Origin of the sequence: Amaricoccus sp. (assembly GCF_047602525.1) — a bacterium.
Lineage (GTDB): Bacteria > Pseudomonadota > Alphaproteobacteria > Rhodobacterales > Rhodobacteraceae > Amaricoccus.
In genome coordinates, this window is the sequence record NZ_JASGHB010000001.1 from 471,969 (window position 1) to 495,958 (window position 23,990).

Sequence of the window (23,990 nt, forward strand, 5' to 3'; positions counted from 1 at the left end):
GAGCGGGTCGGGCCGTCGACCGCAAGACCTCAGCTCCGGCGCCGCCGCTCCTTGCGCCGGAGCCGGACGTGGCCGCCCTCGCGGCTGATCTCGAAGCGTCCGGTCGCCTCCACGAGGTCCGAGAGCTTGCCCTGTCCGAAGGTGCGGGTGTCGAACTCCGGCGACAGGTTCTGTAGCCGCTGGCCGACGCTGCCGAGCCGATACCAGCCCTCGGCATCCTCCTCCATCTGCTCGAGCGCCCGCTCGACCAGGGGCGCCGCTTCCGACGCAGGCCGGGGGCCGGCGCCGGCGTCCGGGTCGCTTGCCGCGGTGTCTCCCGGCCCGCGCAGGAGGTTCTCGGTGAAGATGAATCGGGTGCAGGCCTGGCGAAAGCTCTCCGGCGTCGTCTGGCGGCCGATGCCGATGACGTCGATCCCCTGCTCGCGGATCCGCGCCGCGAGCCGGGTGAAGTCGCTGTCCGACGACACGAGGCAGAAGCCGTCGAACCGCCCGGAATGCAGCAGGTCCATGGCGTCGATCACCAGCGTGATGTCGGTCGAGTTCTTGCCGGTGGTGTAGGCGAACTGCTGCGTCGGCAGGATCGCGTGCCGCGACAGCACCTTCTCCCACCCTGTCTGCTGGCCCTTCGAGAAATCGCCGTAGATCCGCCGCAGGCTCGCCTCGCCGATCTTCGCGACCTCCTCGAAGAGCGCGTCGGCGACTTTCGGCGAGGTGTTGTCCGCGTCGATCAGCACCGCGAGCTTGAGCGCGCCGTCCATCAGCGCAGCCGCTGCAGGAGCTCGGCGCTGGCGTAGCCGTCCGGCACCATGCCGACGCTCTTCTGGAACGCGCGGATCGCGGTGGTGGTGTCGGGGCCGATCACGCCGTCGGCTTCGCCGGTGGCATAGCCGCGCGCCATCAGCTTTTCCTGCAGCTCGATCTTCTCGCTGCGCGACAGCTCGCGGTCGCCGCGCGGCCAGGCGCCCTGGAATGGCCCCGCGCCCATGATTCGGTCGCCGAGGTGGCCGACGCCCATCGCGTAGGAGGTGGCGTTGTTGTATTTCTTGATGACCGCAAAGTTGTGGTAGACCGCGAATGCCGGCCCCCGCGCGCCGGCGGGCGCGATGATCGCCATCGGCCCGTGCTCCGGCAGGCGGCCGCCGTCCAGCCGGGTCACGCCGCGGGCCGTCCAGTCGGCGGTCGGCCGCATGTTCGAGGCGTCGGCGCTGCCGTAGTTGAAACCGGCCGGCACGCGCACCTCCATTCCCCACGGCTGGCCATGGGTCCAGCCGGAGCGGGCGAGATAGTTCGCGGTCGAGGCCAGCGCGTCGGTGGGGTCGTCCGACCAGACGTCGCGGTGCCCGTCGCCGCCAAAGTCGACGGCGTAGGAGAGATAGCTCGTCGGGATGAACTGGGTGTGCCCCATCGCCCCGGCCCAGGAGCCGGTCATGTGCGCCGGGTCGACGTCGCCCGACTGCAGGATGCGGAGCGCGCCGATCAGCTGTTCCTCGGCGAAGCTCTTGCGCCGCCCGTCGTAGGCGAGCGTCGCGAGGCTCTCGATCACCGGGATCGTGCCGCGGTTCTTGCCGAAGTTCGACTCCATCCCCCAGACGGCGAGCAGGACCTGGCTGTCGACGCCGTAGCGCGCCTCGATGGCGTCGAGCTTGGGCTTCAGTGCCGCGCGCTGCGCCTGGCCGGTCTCGATGCGGGCCGGCGAGGCGGCGCTGTCGAGGTATTCCCAGATCGGCTTGGTGAACTCCGCCTGCTTGCCGTCGAGCCGCACCACGTCGGCATTGACGCCCACGCCGGCGAAGGCGGCATCGAAGACCGCCGGGCTGATGCCCGCGGCCATTGCCTTCGGCCGGAAGCTCTCGCGCCAGGCGACGAAACTCGCCGGTTGCGGGCTTGCCTCGACGCGCGCGGGCGGTGGTGTCTGGGTCGAGGGCGGGTTCGCGCCGGCACAGCCGCCGACCGCAAGGGCGAGCGTGAGCGTCGCGAGGGGAATCCGGATCAACGATTGTCTCCTGCTCGAGGATATTTTTCAACCGATGGTAGCGGGCGACGCGCCGGGGTGAAAGCCCCGCGTCGTGGTTCACGTGCGGCGGCGGCTCCAGTGCGGCGCCGGGTTCACCGCACGGCGCGGGCGGGGTGGCAGCGCGCCAGCAGCGCGCGCAGCCGTGCCGGCTCGACCGGCTTGTTGAGCAGCGGGATCCCCAGCGCACCGCAGCGGTCGGCAAGCCGGCGGCTGCGGTCGGCGGTGACGAGGATGGCGGGGATCACGCCGTACTGCGCCCGCAGCGCAGCGATCACCTCGAGCCCGTTGCGCCCGTTGTCGAGGTGATAGTCGGCGACGATCACGTCCGGCGCGATGCCGAGGTCGGCGAGCAGGCCGAGCGCCTCGCTCGGGCTGGCCGCGTCGAGCGCGCTCACCCCCCAGGTCTCCAGCAGCCCGACGAGCGCCGTGCGCACCGAGGCGTCGTTCTCGACCACCATCGCCACCACGCCCTCCACGTCCTGCGGCAGCAGCGTCTCGGGCACGTGGCCGTCGCTGCGCGCCGGGCGCTCGCCGGCCAGCGGCACGGTGATGCGAAAGCCGGTGCCCCGACCTTCCTCCGAAATCAGCTCGAGCGGATGGTCGAGCAGGGCGCAGGCGCGCTCGACGATGGCGAGGCCCAGCCCCATTCCGCCGGCGGTGTGGCCGTTGGCGAGGCGGTGGAACTCATGGAACACCGCCTCGCGGTCGGCGGCGGGGATACCGGGGCCGGTGTCCCAGATCTCGATGCGCGCCGCCCCGCCCGCACGCCGGACGCCGACCAGCACCTTTCCGGCGCTCGTATAGCGAACGGCGTTGGCAATGAGGTTCTGCACGATCCGCCGCAGATACGAGGCATCGCTGCGCACCACGAGGCTCGATGGCACCACCCGCAGCTCCAGCCGCTTCTGCCGGGCAAGCTCGCGAAACTCGTCGCCGAGCCGCGTCAGCAGCCCGTCCAGCGGGAACGTCGCGGGCGTGATGCCGGCGGCGCCGGAATCGAGCCGCGAGATGTCGAGCAGCGCGCCGAGAATGCTCTCGACGCTCTCGAACGCACTGCGCGCCCGGCTGACCGTCAGCGCGACCTCATCCGGCGAGGCGGCGGAATCGAGCGCGGCCAGGAACAGCTTCGCGGCGCTCAGCGGTTGCAGCAGGTCGTGGCTCACCGCCGCGACGAAGCGCGACTTCGAGGCGTTGGCCCGCTCCGCCTGCGACAGCGCGCTTTCGAGCGCGACCGTGCGCTCGCGCACCCGCTGCTCCAGCCCCTCGTTGGCCGCGAGCAGGGCGAGGCGTGCCTCGCGCTCGGCGGTGACGTCGGTAAAGCTCACGACGAAGCCGCGATCGGGCATCTCCTGCCCGAAGGCGTCGAGCCGGATGCCGTTGCGCGTGGTGATCTGCAGGTCCAGCGGCGGGCGTCCGTCCGGCGTGTTGACCCACGCAACCAGCCGCGCGAAGGCGGCGGCGTCCTCCGCACGCAGCGCCGCCCGCAGGTGCTCCGCCAGCCCGGCAAACCCGGTGCCGACCCGCAGCAGCCGCATGGGCGGCATGAACAGCTGCCGCAGCCGCTCGTTCCAGCCGACCAGCCGGTTGCCGGCGTCGAAGATGGCGATGCCCTGGCCCACGTGATCGAGCGTCGCCCGGATCAGCCGCGCCTGCTCGTCGAGGAGCTTGTCGCGCTCCTGCCGCTCGAGCTGGATCAGCTCGGTGATGTCGGTCTGCAGGATCGCCGTGCCGCCGCCGGGCGTGCGCTGCTCGCTCACCTGGATCCAGCGGTCGGTGGTGGTCTGGACGTTGAACGTCACCGACTGCAGCCGATGATGCCGCAGCCGCTCCTTCAGCCAGCCGAAGCGCGTCCGCCCGGGCTGCAGCGCGAGGTGCGGGCTGCGCGCCACCAGTGCCACGTACCCGATGAATCGGAGCCCCGGCTCCAGCCGCGGCGGCAGGTCCGGCAGCAGCTCGCAGAACCGGCTGTTCGACATGACGAGCCGGTCGTCCTGGTCGAACAGCGCAAAACCCTCGCGCACCAACTCGAGCGCGTCGTAGAGATCGGCCCGCGCCCCCTCCGCCTCGCGCATCGCCTGCGAGAGGCGGGCGTTCGACTGGTTCAGCTGGTCGAGGGTGCGCTCGAGGTCGCGGGTGCGGTCGCGGACCTGATCCTCGAGCATCAGCGCCCGCTGGAAATGCGCGAAGGCCGCGCCGCTGTCCTCGGTCGACCGCTCGACCCGCGCCATCAGCACCGAGGTCATCTTGAGCAGCTTGGCGTTGCGCGTCTCGAGCGAGTCCTCCGGCGCGAGCAGCGAGGCGGCGAGGTTCACGTCGCGTCCTCGTCTGCCGGATAGATGGCGACGCCGGTCATCGTCTGGTTGACGTGGACCGAATTGAACTGCTCGCCATACGTCGAAAAGCCCACCACGTGATGCTCGGACAGGATCCGCGAGACCTCGCGCATCCCCTGCACCTGCTCGACCGCGAGCCGCCGCAGGATGCAGTCGCAGGCGAGGATCGCCTCCGGCCGGCCGCGGCGGTCGAGCGCATCGAGCGCCCGTTCCAGATGCCGCGCGATCGGCATCGGCTCGGCCAGCGTCAGCACCAGCCCCTCGTCGATCGCCGAGAAGAACACCAGGTCGCCGTTCGGCTCGACCTTCTGGATCGCCCGCACGTGGTGCTGGTCGCCGATCCGCACCACCACCGGATGCGAGGCGAAGGTGAACGGCGACAGGTGCGCCGGATCGCGTCCGATCAGCCGGGCGTACTCCTGCGCCGCCGGAGCCGCGTTCAGCTCGCGCACGACACGCCGCTCCGGCTCGGCATCGGTGACGATCATCTTGATCGGCACCGGCTCGAGGTTGTCGAACTTGAAGACCTCGATCCGGCACCGGCTGCGCAGCAGCACTAGCACCGCCGTGTCGCTGCGGAACACCCCGTCCGCCAGCACGAACGTCCGGCCGAAGTCGAGGCCGTCCCCCGCGGAGCCGCCGAACAGCGGGATCGTCCCGAGCCCGAGGCGCAGCGCCGCGACGAGCTGGTCCTCGCGCCGTGACAGCCCGTCGATGAGCAGGAAGCCGAACTCCCACCGCCACGCCGGCTCGTCGGGCCCAAGCTCTGCGCGCAGCCGCACCGCCTGCGTCGCGGCCGCCTCGGGATCGAGCGCGGCGAGATCGGGAATGATTGCCACCTGGGCCCGGAAATGGCTGGCGCGAAAGCCGACGGCGACGATCTCCTGCTCGGCATAGCCCGAGCTTGCGATCTCCCCCGCCGTGGTACAGCCGACGACAGGGGTGCCGGGGAAGATCTCCGCGCCGGCCTGCGCCACCGCCGCGCGATCCGCCAGCGGGCTCGCGAACACCACGACCAGCGCACAGGGCTCTGCCCCGAGCAGGGTGCGCAACTCGAACAGCGCCCGACGCGGCTCGCCGGCAGGCGCGTGGGCGCTCACCATCGCGGCGCCGCCGGTGCCGGCCGCCCTGGCCGGCGTGGGGTCAAACCCGTCCAGCCCGTCTCCTCCCCCCGGTGGTCCTGCGCCGCGAGCCTAGCCCATTGCCGGCGCGAGGCCAACGCCGACCGCCGGCCGTCTCGCCACCGTCCGGTCCGGTCTACCGCTGGCTGTTCAGGATCGCGGCGAAGCGGGCGTTCTGCGCGATCAGCACCGCCTGCGTCCGGCTCTGGACGTGCAGCTTGCGCAGGATCGCGGTCAGGTGCGCCTTCACCGTCGTCTCGGCGATGTCGAGTTCATAGGCGATCTGCTTGTTGAGCTTGCCCTCGCAGACCAGCTCGAGGATGCGCGCCTGCTGCGCCGTCAGCGACTGCAGCCGTTCGATGATGTCGTCCTCGTCGATCGCCACGTCGTCCGCCGGCGCGACGTAGCCCTCGGGGGTATAGGTCTCGCCCGCGAGGATCGCACCGACCGCCTCGACGAAGACCGACCGCTGGCTGTGCTTCGGCACGAAGCCGGACGCCCCGGCCTTCAGCACGGAGGCGATCATCCGGTCGTCGGAGAGCGACGAGATGACGATGATCGGCGTCCCGCCCACCACCTTGCGCAGCCGGATCAGCCCGTCGAGCCCGTCGGTGTCCGGCAGCCGCAGGTCGAGCAGGATGATGTCGGGCAACGGCGCGCCCTGCGCCCGCTCGATCCCGTCGGCGAGCGACGCGGCGGTGGCGATCTCCTGCACGCTCAGCGCCGTGCGCAGCGTGAGCGTCAGCGCCTCGCAGAACAGCGGGTGGTCGTCGATCACCAGCGCCACCCGGATCGCCGAGGCGCCCGCGGGCGGGTCTTGGTCCTTCACAGCACGCATCGTCGGGCCTCTCCCCGGGTCGGGCGCCGACTCTAGCACACTCGCGGCGCGCACCGGGACTTCTACCAAGGTCCGAGGCGCCGCGTCGACCCTTCCGGGATCTGGACCGGACCGACGTCCCCGCGGCCGGCCCGCGCCGCGTCGGGCCCGCGCCGCGTCGGGAACGGGCCGGGAACGCCGAGGCGATACCGCTTGACCGGCGCGACCGAAGCCCCTAATCCCCGGGACCGCGAGGCGACGTGGCGGAGTGGTTACGCAGCGGATTGCAAATCCGTGCACACCGGTTCGATTCCGGTCGTCGCCTCCAATTCGCTCCCGCCCTGTCGCATCGACTTTCCACAGCTCACTCGGGCCGTGCGCGGGCCTGCCACGCTGCGAAGCGGGCGTCGATGGTCCGGTGCAGGCGGTCCTCGGTTTCCGCGGTCCACGGGGCGTGGAACTCCGTTGGCTGGTTCGCGCCCAGGTCGCGGGAGATCTCCTCGGCGTAGGCGCCGCCCATGGGGGCAAGGCAGGCGGCCGCGAACGCCCGGGCCTCGGGGGACATCAGAATCCGGGACCAGCTTGCCATCGCGGCCGAAGTAGAGGTCCACCGCCGACAGGGCCCCGGCGCGGTGGCGCGCCAGAATCCGCCGCCGCGTCCGCCTCCAGCGCGGCGCTGGTCAGCCGGCGGCGCACCAGCCAGCCGAGAAAGATCGCGCCGGGGTGCGCGGCGTGCTCGGGGGGCAGGCCGAATTCGGCGATCGTCTCGGCGTGGTTCTTCGCCGCGTCGTAGAGCACGCCGCCGCCCTCTTCCGCACGGCGGGCCGCGGCTGCCGCCGCCGCCGCGCGCAGTCGCGCGGCCTGACGCGCGGACGAGCGTGCCTCCAGCCGGCGCAGCACCAGAAGGTCGAGCGCGAGATAGCCGGCGACGAACAGCGCCGCGGCCCCGATGCCGCGCAGGCTCATGCCCGGGCCCCCGGGCATGAGCAGGATCAACCCGACGCCGAGCGCCAGTCCCACCCCTGTCGCGCCCCGCAGCTCGTGCAGGACGCTGGCAACCCGTCGCGGCAGCTTCACGGTGATCCCCCCCAATGGGACGGGCCTCGGCCGCCCGCCGGAACGGCGGCTTGGGGCAGACGGTGGCCGAACGCAAGGCGAGGGTTGCGGGCGGGCGCGGCGCGGGCGATCACCGCGGCCATGGACGAACGCGTCGATGCACTGGTGGTGGGGGCGGGCCCGGCGGGGCTGATGGCGGCGGAGACGCTCGCCGCTGCCGGCGCGCGTGTCGTCATCGCCGAGGCGAAGCCCAGCGCCGGGCGCAAGTTGCTGATGGCGGGCAAGTCGGGGTTGAACCTGACGTTCGATGCCGCGCCGGCCACGCTGCTGGCCGCCTACACCGAGGGGCGCGAGGACCTTGCGGCACATCTCGCCGGCTTCGGGGCCGCCGAGGTGCGGGCGTGGGCCGAAGGGCTTGGCATCCCGCTTTTCACCGGCAGTTCGGGGCGGGTGTTCCCGGTGGCAATGAAGGCCTCGCCGCTGTTGCGCGCCTGGCTGCGGCGGCTCGACGGGCTCGGGGTCGCGCTCCGCACCGGCTGGCGCTGGACCGGGTGGCAGGAGGGGGGCGCGACGTTCGAGACGCCGGAGGGTCCGCGCCGGCTCCTGCCGCGGGCGACGGTTCTGGCGCTCGGCGGCGCGTCGTGGAGCCGGCTCGGCGCCGATGGCGCCTGGTCCGGTGTGCTTGTGGCCGAGGGCGTGCCGGTGGCACCGTTCCGCCCGTCGAACGTCGGCTTCCGCGCCGCCTGGTCGGCGCCGATGGCGCGGCACTTCGGCGCTCCGGTGAAGCCCGTGGTGCTCTCGGCCGGAGGGCGCCGCGTCGCGGCCGAGTTCGTCGTCTCGGCGCGCGGCGTCGAGGGCGGCGGCATCTATGCGCTCGGCCCGGAGCTTCGCGACGGCGCCCCGCTGCTGCTCGACCTCGCCCCGGGGCTGGAGGTCACTACGCTCGCCGCGCGGATCGCCCGGGGCCGAAAGGGCGACAGCCTCGCGAGCCGGCTGCGCAAGGCCGGGCTCTCGCCGGTCAAGATCGCGCTGCTGCGCGAACTGGCGCCCGACGCTCTCGCCGATCCGGACGGGACCGCGCGCGCGGTGAAGCGGCTGGCGCTGCCGCTGCTCGGGCCGCGGCCGCTCGACGAGGCGATCTCGGTCGCGGGCGGCGTCGCCTTCCCGGGCCTCGACGGCGACCTGATGCTCGCCGCCCGGCCCGGCGTGTTCGTTGCCGGAGAGATGCTCGACTGGGATGCCCCGACCGGCGGCTATCTTCTCACCGCCTGCCTCGCCACCGGCCGCGCCGCGGGGCTTGCGGCCGCGCGCTGGCGCAACGGGTGACGCGCCGCCGGACGGACCCGGGTGGGTTCACCGGCCTTTGCCGCGAGGCACGCTGGCGCGATCCATTGGCAAGACCGCGTGATCCGCCGGTGCCAAGACCCCCGGGGCGCCCCAGATCGTCGGGTGCCGGCGCCCGCGCCGGTCGTCCGGCCCCGCCGGACGGGGTCTCATGGAAGGAACAGAGACATGCCGAAGACCCGTCTCCTGTCCGCCCTCGCCGTCATCGCGGCGCTCGGCGGCTCCGCCCTCGCCGCCCAGGCGGCCACCGTCTCCCCCGATCCGGCGCCGGTCATCGTGGTCGCCCCGACGCACCCCTTCAGCCAGGCGCAGCGCGACCAGATGGCCTATGAGGCCGGCATCTCGCCGAAGCAGGCCCAGGGGCTGACCATCGGTCAGCTCGGCTGGCTCAAGGAGCAGCATGACGGCCGCCCGTGGGTCGCCGGCCCGGTCAACGTGAACCCGGCCGAGGTTCACTCGTAGGCGCCGCAAGGGGCTCCGGTGAGGCCGGAGCCCTGCACAGTCTCCGTCAGCTCCGGTCGAACCGGACCCGGACGTAGGAGCCGGGCGCCTCCTCCACCGCGCCGAGGACGGCGCCCGGCTCGCGGGCCGCGACCTTCCGGCCCGAGCGGACCTTCAGCCAGTCGTCCCAGTCGCCCCACCAGCTGCCCGGCGTCTCCGCCGCCCCCTTGAGCCAGTCCTCGAGCGTGGGGTTCGACATGTCGTCGTTGGTCCAGAACTGGTACTTCCCCAGCACCGGCGGGTTCACCACGCCGGCGATGTGCCCCGACCCGGACAGGACGAAGCGGACCTTCGCCTTGTTCATCTCCTTCGCCCCGCGGTAGACCGAGGCGGCGGGGGCGATGTGGTCCTCCCGCGTCGCCATGTGATAGACCGGCCCCTTGATGTCGGCCAGCGTGACCGGCTCGCCGCGCACCGTCAGCTCGCCCTTGGCGAAGGCGTTCCGGATGTAGAACTCGTTGAGATAGAACCGATGCACCCGCGCGGGCATCGCCGTCGAGTTGGCATTCCAGTAGAGCAGGTCGAACGGGAACGGGTCCTTCCCGAGCATGTAGTTCGAGACCATGTAGCCCCAGATCAGGTCGTTCGCCCGCAGCATGTTGAAGGCGTTCGCCATCTTCTCGGCGGGCATGAAGCCCTGCTCCATCTCCTCGCCGACCACCTCGAGGATGTGCTCGTCGACGAAGATCTGCAGCTCGCCCGCGTCCTCGAAGTCGTGCTGCGCGGTGAAGAACGTCGAGCTCGCCACCCGCTTGTCGCCGGTCCTGCCCATCCACGCGAGGAGCGTGCCGGCGAGCGTGCCGCCGATGCAGTAGGAGACGAGGTTCAGGCTCTTCTGCCCGGTCTCCTCCAGCGCCTTGTCGATCGCGGCGCTGGCCCCCTCGAAGATGTAGTCCTCCCAGCTCAGCTGGCCGTGGCGCTCGTCGGGGTTGACCCAGGAGACCATGAACACGGTATAGCCGTGCTCGGTCAGCCACTTCACCATGCTCTTCTTCGGGTTGAGGTCGAGCACGTAGTACTTGTTGATCCACGGCGGCAGGATCAGCAGCGGCCGGGCGTAGACGGTTTCCGTCGTGGCGGCGTACTGGATCAGCTGCAGGATCTCGTTCTGCCAGACCACCCGGCCGGGAGAGACGGCGGTGTTCCGCCCGACCTCGAAGGCATCCATGTCGGTCTGGCGGATCAGAAGCTTGCCCTTGCCGCGCTCGAGATCGGCCAGCATCATCTTGAGGCCGCGGACCAGGTTCTCGCCCTTTTCGGTCGCGGTCGCTTCCAGCACCTCCGGGTTGAGCGCGAAGAAATTCGCCGGGTTCATCGCCTCGACGAACTGCCGGGTATAGAAGGCGGCCTTGCGGCGCTCCTTCGGGTCCATCTCGCCGACGCTGCCCACGGTGTCCTGGATCCAGCCGGACGTGAGCAGATAGGACTGCTTGAGGTAGTCGAAGAGCGCGTTCTCGGTCCACTCCTTGTGGGCGAAGCGGCGATCGGGCTTCAGCATGTGCGGCAGGTCGAGGGTTTCGACCGCATCCTTGGACCCCAGCCACTTCAGCATGGCATTCTGCCAGAGCTGCTGCTGTGCCGCCCAGAATTCGATGGTCTTGTCGGCGACCTGCTGCGGATTGTCCCACATCGTGCGGTAGAGTTCGGCGAAGGTCGGCCACGTGTTGAGCGGGTCGGGGTGCTTCGGCGTGCCCTCCTGCAGCTGCCCGGCGAGGAAGCGCTGCCAGATCTGGCTGGAGATGTCGAAGACTTCCGCCATGTTGTGGGCAATCTCCTTGCCCTGCTCGGTCAGCGTCCCGGGTTCCTTGACGTTGCTCATGCGGTTTCCCCCCAATTCGTGCCCGTCGCCTTGTGACGCGGCGGCCCGGCGGATACTACAGGGTTCGCCGCCAATTGCACATCGGGGCAGCCCATGCGCCTTGCCTTCCTGCCCGCCGGACTGGCCGCGCTCGCGCTCGCGGCCTGCGAGGCGCCGACCGGGGCGGTCGCGCCGATCTCCGCCGAGGCGGCACGGGCGCCCGAGCCCGGGCTGCTCGAGACGGCGCAGTTCGAACTCGGCGCTCGCCAGCGCGGCGCCCGACGCGGAACGGCTCGGCGCGGATCGGGACGCGCTCGCCGGCCGGGCCGCGGCATTGCGGGCGCGGGCGGCCGGCCTCGGGGCGCCGGTCATGGCGTCCGACGAGCGGGCGCGACTCGAGGGTGGCGTTGCCACGCCGCCTGCCATCCCCGACCCGGCATCGGCCGGCGGGACCCCCTGAGGCGCGAGGCGGAACCAACCGTCTCGGCGCCGCATTTCCTTTCCAGGCCGAAGGCGAAGACGCATGGCGCCTGCACCGGCGACAGCTGGAAGGGGGCGCGCTCGTGAACGCCATCATCTACCTCGTGGGGCTGATCGTCATCGTCATGGCGGTCCTGTCCCTCGCCGGCCTGCACTGGGGAGCGGGGCCATGGCATCGGAAGACACGTATCGCGTCGCTGCGGCCGCCCGGGCCGCGGAGGCCGCGCCGGGGGTGAGCTACGTCGAATGGGGCGCGATCCTCGCGGGCGCCGTGCTGACCGTCACGCTCTCGCTCGTGCTCCTCACCTTCGGCTCGGCGGTGGGCCTCTCGGCCAGCTCGTTCCAGCCGGGGCAGGGGGTCTCGCTGTTCTGGTTCGGCATTGCGTCCGGGATCTGGTTCATCTGGGTGGCGATCACCAGCTTCGGGGCCGGCGGCTATCTGGCCGGGCGGCTGCGGCGGCTTACCTCGCGGCGATGGCCGGTGGCGACCATCGCGACCGCAACCTGCCGTTCGGCACGTTCAAGTGGGAGGCGGACATGCCCGCACTGATTGCCTGGCTGCTGGGAGCGCCGCTCCTCGTCGTCGTCATCATCGCGTTCCTGACCTGACCATCGCCAGAGGAGAGGCGGGCGCGCGCGGAAGGAGCGCCGGCCTCGGGGGGCATGAAGCCCCCGCTCGGCCGGCGCTTGTCGGTCGGCCGCCGTTGCGGCCTCCCTTCAGCGGAACGAGGCGCTTTCGCGCCTCGTGAGGCTTGTTTCTCCCCGCTGTTGCGGGGCCCCTTGCGTCCTGCCCGATAGGGTTTCTGCCTGTATGAACACCAAGGGGCGCCGGGGCAGGGCCGGTGACGGTCTCGAGCGTGGGAGCCGCAGACTGCGAGGGGGAGGATGCAGAGCCGGGCGGGGGAAGGTCGGCAGCCGTGCCCGCGGGGTCACGGTCCGGGGGGCACCTCGATCGTCTGCAGTTCTTCCGGGGCCACGCCGTCGAGCGTGCGGACCACGGCGTCGGCAAGGGCGTGACCGGCGGCGCGAAAGTCCTCGTGGACGGCAATGATGTCGCTCCTGAACTTCGGCATCAGGCGGAACGAGTCCTTGACCGCGAGGTCGAAGTCGCGGCCGATCGCGTAGCCTGCTGCCTCCGCCGCGCCGATCACCGCGATCGCGGCATTCGCCGAACCGCAGACGAAGCCGTCCGGGCGTCGGCGGGGCGATGCCATCATCCGGGTCACCTCGTCTTCGATCGCGCGATGGCCGCTGTCCGTGTTGATGTCGCGCATCGCCACGTCTGCGAGGTCGAGCCGGTCCACCGCCCGCTCGAACCCCGCCGTCATGTGGTGGCCGTAGGTGAGATTTCCCGGGGGCGGCAGGAAGGCGAGGCGGCGGCGGCCGCGCGCCGCCAGCCGCTCCACGGCGATCTCGGCATACCGCGCGTTGTCGAAGTCGTGGAAGGGATGCGACAGCCCCATGTCGGTGCGCCCGTGCGTCGCGAACGGCAGGCCATGCTCGTGCAGGTAGCGAACACGGGCGTCGCGCGGCTCGGTGCGCGAGAAGATTATCCCGTCGGCGGAGGCGGTCTCGACGATGTAGCGCAGCGGGTCCAGCGGATCGTTGCGCGGATTGTAGGGCGTGACGATCAGGTGGTACGGCGAGCCCGCCAGCCGCTCCGAGATGCCGTAGACGAGATGCGAGGTCGGCCCGAGCACCTCGGTCTCGACCGACAGGATCAGGCTGATGACGCTGGTCTTGCCGGTGCGCAGCCGCACCCCGGCCCGGTTGGGGCGATAGCCGATCTGGCTCGCCACCAGGCGCACCCGTTCCTTCGTCGCCTGGCCGATGTCGGGGGCGTCGTGCAGTGCGCGGGAGACGGTGGTGACGCCGAGGCCGGTCATGTAGGCGATGGTCTTGAGCGTGGGCCGGCCCGCCGCATCCCGCGGCGCACCACTCCCATCGCGTCCCTCGCCAGCCGCCATGTGTTCAATTCCCGAAGCCCGAATCGCAGCTTAGTCCGATGGTGTGCGAGGTGCAAATCTGAAACGTTACAGGAAGGAACGCGTCGATTGGTGGTGCCGTCCGCGTGGCGCGGCGAGCAAGAACGACCCGAGCGGGATTTCCCGGCAAACTACTGTTAAAAATAATATTATGTGCGGCACTGCTGTCGATCCGGCAAAGGGCGACTGCTGGAGCCGGTGGGGGCAATTCGACCATTGCCTAACTGCCGGCCGACCCGTAGCATGAGAGCTATAACGATGCAGATAAACATCATCGGGAGGTTCCTCATGACCAGACGCTCGCTGGCCGCGATCTTCGCGGCGTCGGTGGCGCTGCCGCTGGCGGCGCAGGCCGCCGATCTCGAGGTCACGCACTGGTGGACGTCGGGCGGCGAGGCGGCCGCGGTTGCGGAGTTCGCCAAGGCATTCGATGCGACCGGCAACAAGTGGGTCGACGGCGCGATCGCGGGCTCGGGCGACACCGCGCGCCCGATCATGGTGAGCCGGATCACCGGCGGCGACCCGATGGCCGCGACGCAGTTCAATCACGGGCGGCAGGCCGAGGAGCTGGTGGCCGCGGGGCTGATGCGCAACCTCGACGACGTGGCCAAGGCCGAGGACTGGGCCAAGGTCATCAACCCGCCGTCGCTGCTCGAGGGCTGCACCCTCGACGGGCATGTCTATTGCGTGCCGGTCAACATCCACTCGTGGCAGTGGCTGTGGCTGTCGAACCAGGCGTTCAAGGACGCGGGCGTCGCGGTGCCGGCCAACTGGGACGAACTGGTCGCTGCGGCCCCGGCGCTCGAGAAGGCGGGCAAGGTGCCGCTCGCCGTCGGGCAGCAGGGCTGGCAGATGAGCGGCCTGTTCAACGACCTGATCCTCGGGCTGGGCGGCAAGGACCTGTATCTCAAGGTCTACGAGGACAAGGACGCCGACGCGGCGGGCGGCGCCGACATGGCGAGGATCTTCAAGGCGCTCGGCGACGCGCGCAGCATGTCCAAGGGCTCCAACGTCCAGAACTGGAACGAGGCGACCGCGATGGTGATCGCCGGCAAGGCCGGCGGTCAGGCGATGGGCGACTGGGCGCAGGGCGAGTTCCAGCTGGCGGGGCAGGTCGCGGGCAAGGACTACACCTGCCTTGCCGGCCTCGGCGGAGCGCAGTTCATCACCACGGGCGGCGACTCGTTCTACTTCCCGGTGCTGAAGGACGCGGACAAGTCCAAGGCGCAGGAGGTGCTGGCAGAGGTGATGCTGTCGCCGGAGACGCAGGTCGCATTCAACCTGAAGAAGGGCTCGCTGCCGGTGCGCGGCGACGTGGATCTCACGACCGCGAACGACTGCATGAAGAAGGGCCTCGCCATCCTCAAGGAGGGCAACGTGCTGAAGAGCACCGACGAGCTCATCAGCCCGGACACCACCACCCAGCTCAACGACCTGATGAGCGAGTTCTTCTCCGGGTCGATGGCGCCGGAAGACGCGCAGAAGCGCTTTGCCGACCTGATCGCCAACGCCGACTGAACGCCTCGCGCCGGTCCCCCCGCAGGCGGGGCCGGCGTCACCGGAGCGAAAGGGGGGAGCGGCCCATGCCAGCGGACGGGCGACCGAGCCGGCACTTCAAGAACCTGAGCGCAAAGATCGCGTCGATCCCGATGATCCTGACGGCGGTCGTGGTGTTTCTCGGCGGCACACTCTGGACGGTGGTCTATTCCTTCACCGACTCGAAGCTGCTGCCGCGGCTGAACTTTGTCGGGCTCGCGCAGTACGAGCGGCTGTGGTCGACGCCGCGCTGGCTGGTGTCGATCGAGAACCTCGCGATCTACGGCGTGCTGAGCCTGGTCTTCAGCTTCGTGGTGGGCTTCGTGCTGGCCGCGCTGCTCGATCAGAAGATCCGCTTCGAGAACACGTTCCGGACGATCTTCCTCTATCCCTTCGCGCTCAGCTTCATCGTCACCGGCCTCGTCTGGCAGTGGATCCTGAACCCCGACTTCGGGGTGCAGCACATCGTCCGCGGGCTCGGGTGGGAGAGCTTCAGCTTCGATCCGCTCTACAACGCCGACATCGTGATCTTCGGCATCGTGCTCGCCGGGCTGTGGCAGGGGACGGGGCTCATCATGTGCCTGATGCTCGCCGGCCTGCGCGGCATCGACGAGGACATCTGGAAGGCGAGCCGTGTCGACGGCATCCCGATGTGGAAGACCTATCTCTTCGTGGTGATCCCGATGATGCGGCCGGTGTTCGTCACCACGCTGGTGATCGTCATGGCCGGCATCGTGAAGCTCTACGATCTGGTGGTGGCAATGACCGGGGGTGGCCCGGGGACCGCCTCGGAGGTGCCGGCGAAGTACGTCTACGAGTTCATGTTCCGGGCGCAGAACCTCGGGCAGGGGTTCGCGGCGTCGACGATGATGCTTCTGACGGTGGCGATCATCCTGATCCCGTGGGCGTATCTCGAGTTCGGAGGCAGGCGCCGTGGCTGATCCCGACATGCCCGCGACCGCGGTGGCCGGGGCCGACGCGCTCGCCCCGGGTAAGCTGGCCCCAGATGCGATGGATGGCCCGCGGGGGGCGCGACCGAAGCGGGCGCTGTCGCGGGGCAACGTCATGCTCTACGGCGTGCTGATCGTGGTGGCGCTCTACTACCTGCTGCCGCTCTACGTGATGGTGGTGACGTCGCTGAAGGGGATGCCGGAGATCCGCCTCGGCAACATCTTCTCGCCGCCGATGGAGATCACCTTCCAGCCGTGGGTGAAGGCGTGGGCGGCGGCCTGCACCGGGCTGAACTGCGACGGCCTGTCCCGCGGGTTCTGGAACTCGGTGCGGATCACCGTGCCGTCGGTCTTCCTGTCGATCGCGATCGCCAGCGTCAACGGCTATGCGCTGGCCAACTGGAAGTTCAAGGGTGCCGAGACGTTCTTCGCCATCCTGATCTTCGGGGCGTTCATCCCGTATCAGGTGATGCTCTATCCGATCGTCATCCTGCTGCGCGACATCGGCCTTTACGGTACGCTGACCGGGCTGGTGATCGTTCACACCATCTTCGGGATGCCGATCCTGACGCTGCTGTTCCGCAACTATTTCGCCAGCGTGCCGGAGGAGCTGTTCAAGGCGGCGCGGGTGGACGGCGCGGGGTTCTGGGGGATCTATTTCAAGATCATGCTGCCGATGAGCCTGCCGATCTTCGTCGTGGCGATCATCCTGCAGGTCACGGGCATCTGGAACGACTTCCTGTTCGGTGTGGTCTATACCAAGCCCGACACCTATCCGATGACGGTTCAGCTCAACAACATCGTCAATTCGGTGCAGGGTGTGAAGGAATACAACGTCAACATGGCGGCGACGATCATCACCGGGCTGGTGCCGCTGACGATCTACTTCATTTCGGGGAAGCTGTTCGTGCGCGGCATCGCCGCCGGCGCGGTCAAGGGGTAGGCGATGAACGACACGGGCAAGGGCGCCGCGACCAGCGTCGCGGTAAAGGATCTGCGGCTCGCCTATGGCAGCCTGACGATCCTCGACCGGCTGAACCTCGACATCGGCGAGGGTGAGTTCATCGTCCTGCTCGGGCCATCGGGGTGCGGGAAGTCGACGCTCCTGAACTGCATCGCAGGGCTCCTCGACATCACCGACGGGCAGATCTGGATCAAGGGCAAGAACGTCACCTGGGAGGAGCCGAAGGACCGCGGCATCGGCATGGTGTTCCAGAGCTATGCGCTCTATCCGCAGATGACCGTGCGGGGGAATCTGGCGTTCGGGCTGAAGAACGCCGGGCTGCCGAAGCCCGAGATCGACAGGCGGATCGCGCGGGCGGCGGAGATCCTGCAGATCCAGCCGCTGCTCGACAGGAAGCCCGCGGCGCTGTCCGGCGGGCAGCGGCAGCGGGTGGCGATCGGGCGGGCGCTGGTGCGCGACGTGGACGTGTTCCTGTTCGACGAGCCGCTGTCGAACCTCGACGCGAAGCTGCGCTCGGAGCTGCGGGTCGAGATCAAGCGCCTGCACCAGCAGCTGAAGAACACGATGATCTACGTCACCCACGACCAGATCGAGGCGCTGACGCTGGCCGACCGGATCGCGGTGATGCGCGGCGGGATCATCCAGCAGCTCGCCGATCCGAAGACGATCTACAACAAGCCCGCGAACCTGTTCGTGGCGGGCTTCATCGGCTCGCCGGCGATGACGTTCCTGAAGGGACGGGTCGGCGAGCGGGACGGCGTGCCGGTGTTCGAGGCGCAGGGCTCGACCATCGCGCTCGACCAGTACCGCGGCACCGTGCCGGCGGCGGGCGAGGTGATCCTCGGCGTCCGGCCGGAGCACGTGGTGGTCGCGCGCGGCGGCGCCGACGCGGTTGTCGATATCGACGAGCCGATGGGATCGGACAGCCTGCTGTGGCTGACGTTCGGCGGGCAGACGCTGTCGGCACGGGCGCCGGCCGAGCACGGCTTTCAGCCGGGGGAGAAGGTGGGCCTGAGCTTCGACGTGTCGAAGGCGTCGCTGTTCGACGTGGCGACCGAGCAGAGGCTGTGAGGACCGGACTTGCTGGCTGATCCCCGAGGCTCTGGCGGTGCCAGCGGCCATGTTCCCGCCGGTGCCACGGTTCGAGCGCGCAATTTCCAACGCTGGAGCGGTGCCCATGCTTGACCTGAGCGGCCAGTGGTCCCTGCGCGACGGCGGCGGGCAGCATGAGACGACGATTCACCTGCCCGGCGACGTGCATTCCGCGCTGCTCGCCGCCGGGATCATCCCGGACCCCTACGTCGGGCGCAACGAAACCGCCGTGCGCTGGGTGGCGGATCGCGACTGGCACCTGACGCGGACGTTCGAGCACGGCGGCGGGCCGGCGACGCTGGTCATCGACACGCTCGACACCGTGGCCGAGGTCTGGGCGAACGGCGAGCTGGTCCTGACCTCGCGCTCCGCCTTCGAGCCGATCGCGCAGGAGATCGGCGCGGCGCTCGTCACGGGCACGAACACGATCGAGATCGTGCTGCGCTCCGCGCCGCGCGCGGCAAATGCGCTGGCGGCGGCGCAGCCCTATCCGGTGCCGTACAGCGCCAGCAACTGCCCGATCCCCAACGGCAACATGCTGCGCAAGCCGCAGTGCGATTTCGGCTGGGACTGGGGCATCGCCCTGTCTCCGCTCGGCGCCTACGGCCGGATCGGGCTGGTCGGCGCGGAGGGTGAGATCGCGGTGCTCGGCATCGAGCAGGTCCACGACCAGGGCGTGGCCACGGTCGAGGTGACGGCGGAACTGCGCGGCGCGGCCGGCCCTGCGCGCTGGCGTGTCACGCTCTGCGGCGAAAGCGTGGATGGCGACACCGAGGACGGGCTGATCGTCGCGCGCCTCACCGTGCGCGACCCGGTGCTCTGGTGGCCGAACGGGCTCGGGGAGCCGGCGGTGCATGGCCTCGTCATCGAGGCCGGCGACGCCGCGCGCACCGTGCCGCTGGCGCTCCGCGACGTTCGCCTCGTGTCCGAGCCCGACGCCGTGGGGCGGAGCTTCGCGTTTCATGTGAACGGCCGGCCGGTCTTCGCCCGCGGCGCGAACTGGATCCCGGCCGATGCGCTGCCCGGGCGGATCACCGCGGCGAAGACCCGCGCGCTGCTGCAGTCGGCGGCGGACGCGCACATGAACATGATCCGGGTGTGGGGCGGCGGGCGCTACGAGCCGGAGTCGTTCTACGAGGCGTGCGACGCGCTGGGGCTTCTGGTCTGGCAGGACCTGATGTTCGCCTGCCACCTCTATCCGGCCACGCCCGATTTCCTCGGGCAGGTCGAGGACGAGGTGATGGGACAGGCCGGGCGCCTCGGGCATCACGTGGCGCTCTGGTGCGGCGACAACGAGCTGCTCGGCGCGCTGACCTGGTTCGAGGAGAGCCGGCGGAACCGAGACCGCTATCTCGTGGCCTATGACCGGCTGAACCGGACGATCGAGGCGAGCCTGAAGGCGGTGCTGCCGCGCGCGAACTGGTGGCCGTCGAGCCCGTCGCCCGGGCCGATGAGCTTTGGCGACACCTGGCACGACGACACGAGCGGCGACATGCACTTCTGGTCGGTCTGGCACGAGGGCCGCGACTTCGAGCACTACCGCGACGTTCGACCGCGCTTCTGCTCGGAATTCGGCTTCCAGTCCTACACCTCGCTGCCGGTGATCCGCACGTTTGCCGGCGAGGCCGACCTCAACATCGCCTCGCCGGTGATGGAGAGCCACCAGAAGAACGCCGGGGGCAACGCGCGCATCGCCGAGACGATGTTCCGCTACTTCCGCTTCCCGAAGGACTTCGCGAGCTTCGTCTGGCTCAGCCAGATCCAGCAGGGCGTGGCGATCAAGACGGCGGTCGACTCCTGGCGGTCGCTGAAGCCGCACTGCATGGGCGCGCTCTACTGGCAGCTCAACGACACGTGGCCGGTGCAGAGCTGGTCGAGCCTCGACTACGGCGGCGGCTGGAAGATGCTGCACTACATGGCACAGCGGTTCTTCGCGCCGGTGACCGTTGCGGCGATCCCCGAAGGAGAGACGGTGCGGCTGATGGCGGTGAACGACACGGCCGCGCCGGTGGAGGTGACGGTCGAGGCATTCGGCGTGACGCTGGGCGGCGCCGCGCGGCCGATCGCCACCGCGGGCGCGCGCGTCGGCACCGACGCCGCCGCCTGCATCGGCGAGCTGCCGCCGGATGCGCTGGAGCCGGGCGAGATCCTCGCCTTCCGCTGGCGCGGCTCGGACGGCTCGGCGGGCGGTGACGTGGCGCCGCCGGTGCGCTGGAAGGAGCTGGACCTGCCCGATCCGAAGGTCACGCTGGTCGTGACGCCGGAGGACGGGCGGCTCCGCGCGCGGCTCTCGGCCGAGGCGGTCGCGTTCTTCGTCACCGTCGAGGCGTCGAAGCCGGGGCGGTTCTCGACGAACGCCGTGACGCTCTTTCCCGGCCACGACGCCGAGATCGTCTTCACCCCCGACGGCGGCGACACCGCCGGCGTCCTGCTCAGTACCCGCGACCTCGCCACGAGCTTCGCCCGACCCGGAGACCCGAGATGACCGACTTCTCCTACCAGCTCTATTCGTCGCGGAACTTTCCACCGCTCGCCGCCACGCTGAAGATGGTCGCCGATGCCGGCTATCGGAATGTCGAGGGCTATGGCGCGCTCTATGCCGACGACGCGAAGGTGAAGGAGTTGACCGAGCACCTGGGCGCCAACGGCCTGCGGATGCCGACCGGGCACTTCGGCCTCGACATGCTGGAGCAGGAGCCGGAGAAGGTGCTGGCCATCGCCAAGGCGGTGGGGATCGAGACGATCTACTGCCCCTACATCATGCCCGGCGACCGGCCGACCGACGGCGCCGGCTGGCAGGCGTTCGGCGCGCGGTTGCAGGCGGCGGGCGCGCCGTATCGGGCGGCGGGGCTCGGCTTCGGCTGGCATAACCATGACTTCGAGTTCGTGCGGACGGCGGATGGCGTGCTGCCGATCACCGCGATCTTCGAGGGGGGGCCGGATCTGGAATGGGAGGCCGATCTCGCGTGGGTGACGCGGGGCGGCGCCGATCCGCTGGAGTGGATCAGGACCTATGGCCAGCGGATCACCGCGGTGCACGTGAAGGACATTGCGCCCGCGGGCGAGAAGGCGGACGAGGACGGCTGGGCCGACGTCGGCACCGGCACGATGGACTGGAAGGCGCTCGTGGCGGCGCTGAAGGGCGGTCGGGTGAAGGTGTTCGTGATGGAGCACGACAATCCGAAGGACGACCGCCGCTTCGCCACCACCTCGCTCGCCAACGCGGAGGCGCTGTGATGGACCGGCTCGGGGTCGGCATCGTCGGGTGCGGCAACATCTCGGCCGCATACTTCCGACTTGCGCCGTTGTTCCGCGGCATCGAGGTGCGGGCCTGCGCCGACCTCTCGGCAGCGGCGGCCGAGGCGCGGGCGGCGGAGTTCGGGGTGCGGGCGGAGTCGGTCGATGCCCTGCTCGCGGACCCGGACGTGGACGTGGTCATCAACCTGACGATCCCCGCGGCGCACTTCGGGGTGACGAAGGCGGCCCTCGAGGCGGGCAAGCACGTCTATTCCGAAAAGCCGTTCGTGCTCGGGCTCGAGGAAGGGCTGGAGCTGAGGCGGCTCGCCGATGCCCGCGGCCTGCAGGTCGGCTCGGCGCCGGACACGTTCCTCGGCGGCGCGCACCAGCTCGCCCGCAAGCTGATCGACGACGGCACGATCGGCACAATCACGGCGGGCACGGCCTTCGTGCTCAGCCACGGCATGGAGATGTGGCATCCGAACCCGGGGTTCTTCTTCCTGCCCGGCGGTGGGCCGATGCTGGATCTCGGGCCGTACTACGTCGCCGATCTCATCAACCTGATCGGGCCGGTCAGGCGCGTGGCCGCGATGACCGGCGCCGCGACGCCGACCCGGCTGGTGACGGCGGCGGGGCCGGTGCAGGGGCAGGAGATCCCGGTCGAGACGCCGACCACGGTGCAGGCGCTGCTGGAATTCGCCGGCGGCGCGCAGGTGATGGTCGGCACCAGCTGGGACGTCTGGGGCCACCGGCACCGGCAGCCGATCGAGCTCTACGGCACGGAAGGCAGCCTGTTCGTGCCCGATCCGAACTGGTTCGGCGGCACGGTGGAGGTGGCGGGCCGCGACGGCACGGTGCGGGAGGAGACCTGGGAGCATCCGCTCGGCGTCCCGAACGACGTGCGGCCGAACGCGGCCTTCGCCAACTATCGCACCGCCGGGCTCGCGGACATGGCTCTGGCGATCATCGAGGGGCGGGACGCGCGCTGCGGCCTCGACCGGGCGCTGCACGGCATCGAGGTGATGACCGCGATCCTGCAGTCGGGCGAGACCGGGCGCTTCGTCGACCTCACGACCACCTGCACCCGCCCCGAGCCGCTCGGCCCCGAGGCGGCGCGCGCCCTGCTCGCCTGAAGGAGAGGACGCATGACCTATGTCCCCGCCGAGGACCGCTACGCCCGGATGCTCTATCGCCGCTGCGGCGCGAGCGGCGTGCTGTTGCCGGCGATCTCGCTCGGCCTCTGGCACAACTTCGGCGAGGACACGCCCCACGCGACGAAGCGGGCGATCGTGCAGCGGGCCTTCGACCTCGGAATCACTCACTTCGACCTCGCGAACAACTACGGGCCGCCCCCCGGATCGGCGGAGACGGCGTTCGGGGAGATTCTCGCGACCGACCTCAAGGGACATCGCGATGAGCTGATCATCTCGTCGAAGGCCGGGTATCTGATGTGGCCCGGGCCATATGGCGAGTGGGGGAGCCGGAAGTACCTGTTCGCTTCCTGCGACCAGAGCCTGAGGCGGATGGGCCTCGACTACGTCGACATCTTCTATTCCCACCGCTTCGATCCGGACACGCCGCTCGAGGAGACGATGGGGGCGCTCGACGCCATCGTCCGCTCGGGCCGCGCGCTCTATGCCGGCATCTCATCCTACAGTGCGGCGAAGACGCGGGAGGCGGCGGCGATCCTGAGGGAGCTGGGCACGCCCTGCCTGATCCACCAGCCGAGCTACAACATGATAAACCGCTGGGTGGAGCGCGACGGGCTGAAGGAGACGCTGGCCGAGCTCGGCATCGGCTCGATCGCCTTCACGCCGCTGGCGCAGGGGATGCTGACGGGGAAGTATCTCGAGGGCATCCCGGAGGGCAGCCGGGCGACACAGGGCAAGTCGCTCCGCCGCGAGTTCCTGAACGAGCATGCCATCGAGAACATCCGCGCGCTCGACGCCATCGCCGGGCGCCGCGGCCAGACCCTCGCGCAGATGGCGATCGCCTGGGTGCTGCGCGACGGCGGCATCACCTCGGCGCTGATCGGGGCCTCGCGGCCGGGCCAGGTGGAGGACTGTGTGGGCGCCGTGGCCAACCTCGACTTCACGCCCGACGAGCTGGCCGAGATCGACCGCCATGCCGACGAGGAGCGCATCAACCTGTGGGCAAGGTCTTCGGAGGCAGGCTAGCCCCGTCGGCGCCGTTGCAGCGCGCAGATTTTTCGTGTACGGAAATAAGTGCGCATTCTCTGGGACGAACCGAAGCGACTCGCGAACTTAGCCAAGCATGGCTTTGACTTCGGGGGCTTGACGCTCGACTTCTTCGCGGTCGCCCAAGTCCGCCCCGTGCGGGAGGGACGGCTGCAGGCGGTGGGGATGTTGAGAGGACGCCCTGTGACCGTGATCTTCTTGCCGTTGGGTTCTGAGGGCCTGTCTGTGGTCTCGATGCGGACGTCGAGCATTCGGGAAAGGATGCTGCTGAAATGAAAGCCAAGTTCGAACCGGGTCGTGGCTATACGCAGAAAGACTGGGACGAGGTTTCCGACAATCCGGAGATCACGGAAGGGCAGCTTGCGGATTTCCGTCCCTTCGCCGAGGCCTTCCCCGATCTGATGGAGAGCATCCGCAAGACCCGCGGCCGTCCGCCCAAGGCCGATGCGAAGCTCGCTGTGACCCTGCGCCTCGACCCGGCCACGGTGGAGCGGTTCAAGGCGCTGGGGCCGGACTGGCGGGCACGGATGGGCGCGGCGCTGAAGCGGGCGGCGGGGGAGTAGC

The 23,990-nt window shown here is 70.1% G+C and carries 22 protein-coding genes and 1 tRNA gene; 14 read left to right on the forward strand and 9 right to left on the reverse strand.

Annotated features, from left to right (window positions below; all coding sequences use genetic code 11):
* Positions 1 to 29: 29 nt before the first annotated feature.
* The 5 genes from QM699_RS02735 to QM699_RS02755 all read right to left on the reverse strand — a co-directional run bounded on the left by QM699_RS02735 (position 30) and on the right by QM699_RS02755 (position 6,306).
* Positions 30 to 758 carry an NYN domain-containing protein gene (locus QM699_RS02735; protein ID WP_415009696.1) on the reverse strand — a complete coding sequence of 243 codons (729 nt, stop codon included), beginning with the start codon at positions 756 to 758 and terminating at the stop codon, positions 30 to 32.
* Positions 758 to 1,993 carry a lytic murein transglycosylase gene (locus QM699_RS02740; RefSeq protein ID WP_415009697.1) on the reverse strand — a complete coding sequence of 412 codons (1,236 nt, stop codon included), beginning with the start codon at positions 1,991 to 1,993 and terminating at the stop codon, positions 758 to 760. Before QM699_RS02740 ends, QM699_RS02735 begins: the two co-directional genes overlap by 1 nt.
* 113 nt (positions 1,994 to 2,106) lie before the next feature.
* Positions 2,107 to 4,326, reverse strand: a complete 2,220-nt coding sequence (locus QM699_RS02745) for a PAS-domain containing protein (protein WP_415009698.1) — start codon at positions 4,324 to 4,326, stop codon at positions 2,107 to 2,109.
* The gene (locus QM699_RS02750) at positions 4,323 to 5,450 is read right to left on the reverse strand and encodes an FIST N-terminal domain-containing protein (RefSeq protein ID WP_415009699.1); all 1,128 of its coding nucleotides are present in this window, start codon (positions 5,448 to 5,450) and stop codon (positions 4,323 to 4,325) included. The genes QM699_RS02745 and QM699_RS02750 overlap by 4 nt, the downstream gene beginning before the upstream one ends.
* Positions 5,451 to 5,604: 154 nt before the next feature.
* On the reverse strand, positions 5,605 to 6,306 hold the full coding sequence (locus tag QM699_RS02755) for a response regulator (protein ID WP_415009700.1): 702 nt from the start codon (positions 6,304 to 6,306) through the stop codon (positions 5,605 to 5,607).
* Between the two features lie 233 nt (positions 6,307 to 6,539).
* On the opposite strand from QM699_RS02755, the gene QM699_RS02760 reads away from it, so the two are divergent.
* A tRNA-Cys gene (locus QM699_RS02760) sits at positions 6,540 to 6,613 on the forward strand.
* A gap of 36 nt (positions 6,614 to 6,649) precedes the next feature.
* Here QM699_RS02760 and QM699_RS02765 read toward each other — a convergent pair.
* On the reverse strand, positions 6,650 to 6,850 hold the full coding sequence (locus QM699_RS02765) for a hypothetical protein (protein ID WP_415009701.1): 201 nt from the start codon (positions 6,848 to 6,850) through the stop codon (positions 6,650 to 6,652).
* Positions 6,850 to 7,362 (reverse strand): hypothetical protein, encoded by a 513-nt coding sequence (locus QM699_RS02770; protein WP_415009702.1) that lies wholly within the window; start codon positions 7,360 to 7,362, stop codon positions 6,850 to 6,852. Before QM699_RS02770 ends, QM699_RS02765 begins: the two co-directional genes overlap by 1 nt.
* A gap of 120 nt (positions 7,363 to 7,482) precedes the next feature.
* On the opposite strand from QM699_RS02770, the gene QM699_RS02775 reads away from it, so the two are divergent.
* Both QM699_RS02775 and QM699_RS02780 read left to right on the forward strand, forming a co-directional pair.
* Positions 7,483 to 8,667, forward strand: coding sequence for a TIGR03862 family flavoprotein (locus QM699_RS02775; protein WP_415009703.1), 1,185 nt, complete (start codon positions 7,483 to 7,485; stop codon positions 8,665 to 8,667).
* A gap of 186 nt (positions 8,668 to 8,853) precedes the next feature.
* Entirely contained in the window at positions 8,854 to 9,147 is a 294-nt protein-coding gene (locus QM699_RS02780; protein WP_415009704.1) for a hypothetical protein, read from the forward strand.
* Between the two features lie 46 nt (positions 9,148 to 9,193).
* Here the strand turns inward: QM699_RS02780 and QM699_RS02785 are convergent, their stop codons facing one another.
* The gene (locus QM699_RS02785; RefSeq protein ID WP_415009705.1) at positions 9,194 to 11,005 is read right to left on the reverse strand and encodes a PHA/PHB synthase family protein; all 1,812 of its coding nucleotides are present in this window, start codon (positions 11,003 to 11,005) and stop codon (positions 9,194 to 9,196) included.
* A gap of 628 nt (positions 11,006 to 11,633) precedes the next feature.
* Between QM699_RS02785 and QM699_RS02790 the strand changes: the two genes are divergently transcribed.
* Entirely contained in the window at positions 11,634 to 12,014 is a 381-nt protein-coding gene (locus tag QM699_RS02790; RefSeq protein ID WP_415009706.1) for a hypothetical protein, read from the forward strand.
* Between the two features lie 379 nt (positions 12,015 to 12,393).
* Here the strand turns inward: QM699_RS02790 and QM699_RS02795 are convergent, their stop codons facing one another.
* The gene (locus QM699_RS02795) at positions 12,394 to 13,431 is read right to left on the reverse strand and encodes a LacI family transcriptional regulator (RefSeq protein WP_415009707.1); all 1,038 of its coding nucleotides are present in this window, start codon (positions 13,429 to 13,431) and stop codon (positions 12,394 to 12,396) included.
* A 306-nt stretch (positions 13,432 to 13,737) separates the two neighbouring features.
* Here QM699_RS02795 and QM699_RS02800 point away from each other — a divergent pair, with 306 nt between their 5' ends.
* From QM699_RS02800 to QM699_RS02845, 10 genes are all read left to right on the forward strand, one after another.
* Entirely contained in the window at positions 13,738 to 14,967 is a 1,230-nt protein-coding gene (locus QM699_RS02800; protein ID WP_415009708.1) for an ABC transporter substrate-binding protein, read from the forward strand.
* 65 nt (positions 14,968 to 15,032) lie between these two features.
* Positions 15,033 to 15,926, forward strand: coding sequence for a carbohydrate ABC transporter permease (locus QM699_RS02805; RefSeq protein ID WP_415009709.1), 894 nt, complete (start codon positions 15,033 to 15,035; stop codon positions 15,924 to 15,926).
* Positions 15,927 to 15,996: 70 nt separating this feature from the next.
* Complete coding sequence (locus tag QM699_RS02810; RefSeq protein WP_415012681.1) at positions 15,997 to 16,878, forward strand: carbohydrate ABC transporter permease; 882 nt, start codon at positions 15,997 to 15,999, stop codon at positions 16,876 to 16,878.
* 3 nt (positions 16,879 to 16,881) lie between these two features.
* Positions 16,882 to 17,970, forward strand: coding sequence for an ABC transporter ATP-binding protein (locus QM699_RS02815; RefSeq protein ID WP_415009710.1), 1,089 nt, complete (start codon positions 16,882 to 16,884; stop codon positions 17,968 to 17,970).
* 106 nt (positions 17,971 to 18,076) lie between these two features.
* Positions 18,077 to 20,476 carry a beta-mannosidase gene (locus tag QM699_RS02820; protein ID WP_415009711.1) on the forward strand — a complete coding sequence of 800 codons (2,400 nt, stop codon included), beginning with the start codon at positions 18,077 to 18,079 and terminating at the stop codon, positions 20,474 to 20,476.
* Positions 20,473 to 21,228 (forward strand): sugar phosphate isomerase/epimerase family protein, encoded by a 756-nt coding sequence (locus QM699_RS02825; protein WP_415009712.1) that lies wholly within the window; start codon positions 20,473 to 20,475, stop codon positions 21,226 to 21,228. The genes QM699_RS02820 and QM699_RS02825 overlap by 4 nt, the downstream gene beginning before the upstream one ends.
* On the forward strand, positions 21,228 to 22,361 hold the full coding sequence (locus QM699_RS02830) for a Gfo/Idh/MocA family protein (RefSeq protein WP_415009713.1): 1,134 nt from the start codon (positions 21,228 to 21,230) through the stop codon (positions 22,359 to 22,361). Before QM699_RS02825 ends, QM699_RS02830 begins: the two co-directional genes overlap by 1 nt.
* Positions 22,362 to 22,373: 12 nt before the next feature.
* Positions 22,374 to 23,405: an L-glyceraldehyde 3-phosphate reductase gene (mgrA, locus tag QM699_RS02835; protein WP_415009714.1), complete on the forward strand. Its 1,032-nt coding sequence runs from the start codon at positions 22,374 to 22,376 to the stop codon at positions 23,403 to 23,405.
* Positions 23,406 to 23,453: 48 nt separating this feature from the next.
* Positions 23,454 to 23,702 carry a BrnT family toxin gene (locus QM699_RS02840; protein WP_415009715.1) on the forward strand — a complete coding sequence of 83 codons (249 nt, stop codon included), beginning with the start codon at positions 23,454 to 23,456 and terminating at the stop codon, positions 23,700 to 23,702.
* Positions 23,699 to 23,989 carry a BrnA antitoxin family protein gene (locus QM699_RS02845; protein ID WP_415009716.1) on the forward strand — a complete coding sequence of 97 codons (291 nt, stop codon included), beginning with the start codon at positions 23,699 to 23,701 and terminating at the stop codon, positions 23,987 to 23,989. Before QM699_RS02840 ends, QM699_RS02845 begins: the two co-directional genes overlap by 4 nt.
* The last annotated feature ends 1 nt before the right edge of the window (position 23,990 follow it).

What these genes read in the sequence shown, in the direction of transcription:
- QM699_RS02795 (WP_415009707.1), bottom strand. Translation starts at nt 13,431, where the DNA reads ATGGCGGCTGGCGAGGGACGCGATGGGAGTGGTGCGCCGCGGGATGCG.
- QM699_RS02820 (WP_415009711.1), top strand. Translation starts at nt 18,077, where the DNA reads ATGCTTGACCTGAGCGGCCAGTGGTCCCTGCGCGACGGCGGCGGGCAG.
- QM699_RS02755 (WP_415009700.1), bottom strand. Translation starts at nt 6,306, where the DNA reads ATGCGTGCTGTGAAGGACCAAGACCCGCCCGCGGGCGCCTCGGCGATC.
- mgrA (WP_415009714.1), top strand. Translation starts at nt 22,374, where the DNA reads ATGACCTATGTCCCCGCCGAGGACCGCTACGCCCGGATGCTCTATCGC.
- QM699_RS02780 (WP_415009704.1), top strand. Translation starts at nt 8,854, where the DNA reads ATGCCGAAGACCCGTCTCCTGTCCGCCCTCGCCGTCATCGCGGCGCTC.
- QM699_RS02785 (WP_415009705.1), bottom strand. Translation starts at nt 11,005, where the DNA reads ATGAGCAACGTCAAGGAACCCGGGACGCTGACCGAGCAGGGCAAGGAG.
- QM699_RS02825 (WP_415009712.1), top strand. Translation starts at nt 20,473, where the DNA reads ATGACCGACTTCTCCTACCAGCTCTATTCGTCGCGGAACTTTCCACCG.
- QM699_RS02765 (WP_415009701.1), bottom strand. Translation starts at nt 6,850, where the DNA reads ATGTCCCCCGAGGCCCGGGCGTTCGCGGCCGCCTGCCTTGCCCCCATG.
- QM699_RS02815 (WP_415009710.1), top strand. Translation starts at nt 16,882, where the DNA reads ATGAACGACACGGGCAAGGGCGCCGCGACCAGCGTCGCGGTAAAGGAT.
- QM699_RS02750 (WP_415009699.1), bottom strand. Translation starts at nt 5,450, where the DNA reads ATGGTGAGCGCCCACGCGCCTGCCGGCGAGCCGCGTCGGGCGCTGTTC.
- QM699_RS02805 (WP_415009709.1), top strand. Translation starts at nt 15,033, where the DNA reads ATGCCAGCGGACGGGCGACCGAGCCGGCACTTCAAGAACCTGAGCGCA.
- QM699_RS02735 (WP_415009696.1), bottom strand. Translation starts at nt 758, where the DNA reads ATGGACGGCGCGCTCAAGCTCGCGGTGCTGATCGACGCGGACAACACC.
- QM699_RS02790 (WP_415009706.1), top strand. Translation starts at nt 11,634, where the DNA reads ATGGCATCGGAAGACACGTATCGCGTCGCTGCGGCCGCCCGGGCCGCG.
- QM699_RS02775 (WP_415009703.1), top strand. Translation starts at nt 7,483, where the DNA reads ATGGACGAACGCGTCGATGCACTGGTGGTGGGGGCGGGCCCGGCGGGG.
- QM699_RS02845 (WP_415009716.1), top strand. Translation starts at nt 23,699, where the DNA reads ATGAAAGCCAAGTTCGAACCGGGTCGTGGCTATACGCAGAAAGACTGG.
- QM699_RS02800 (WP_415009708.1), top strand. Translation starts at nt 13,738, where the DNA reads ATGACCAGACGCTCGCTGGCCGCGATCTTCGCGGCGTCGGTGGCGCTG.
- QM699_RS02830 (WP_415009713.1), top strand. Translation starts at nt 21,228, where the DNA reads ATGGACCGGCTCGGGGTCGGCATCGTCGGGTGCGGCAACATCTCGGCC.
- QM699_RS02810 (WP_415012681.1), top strand. Translation starts at nt 15,997, where the DNA reads ATGGATGGCCCGCGGGGGGCGCGACCGAAGCGGGCGCTGTCGCGGGGC.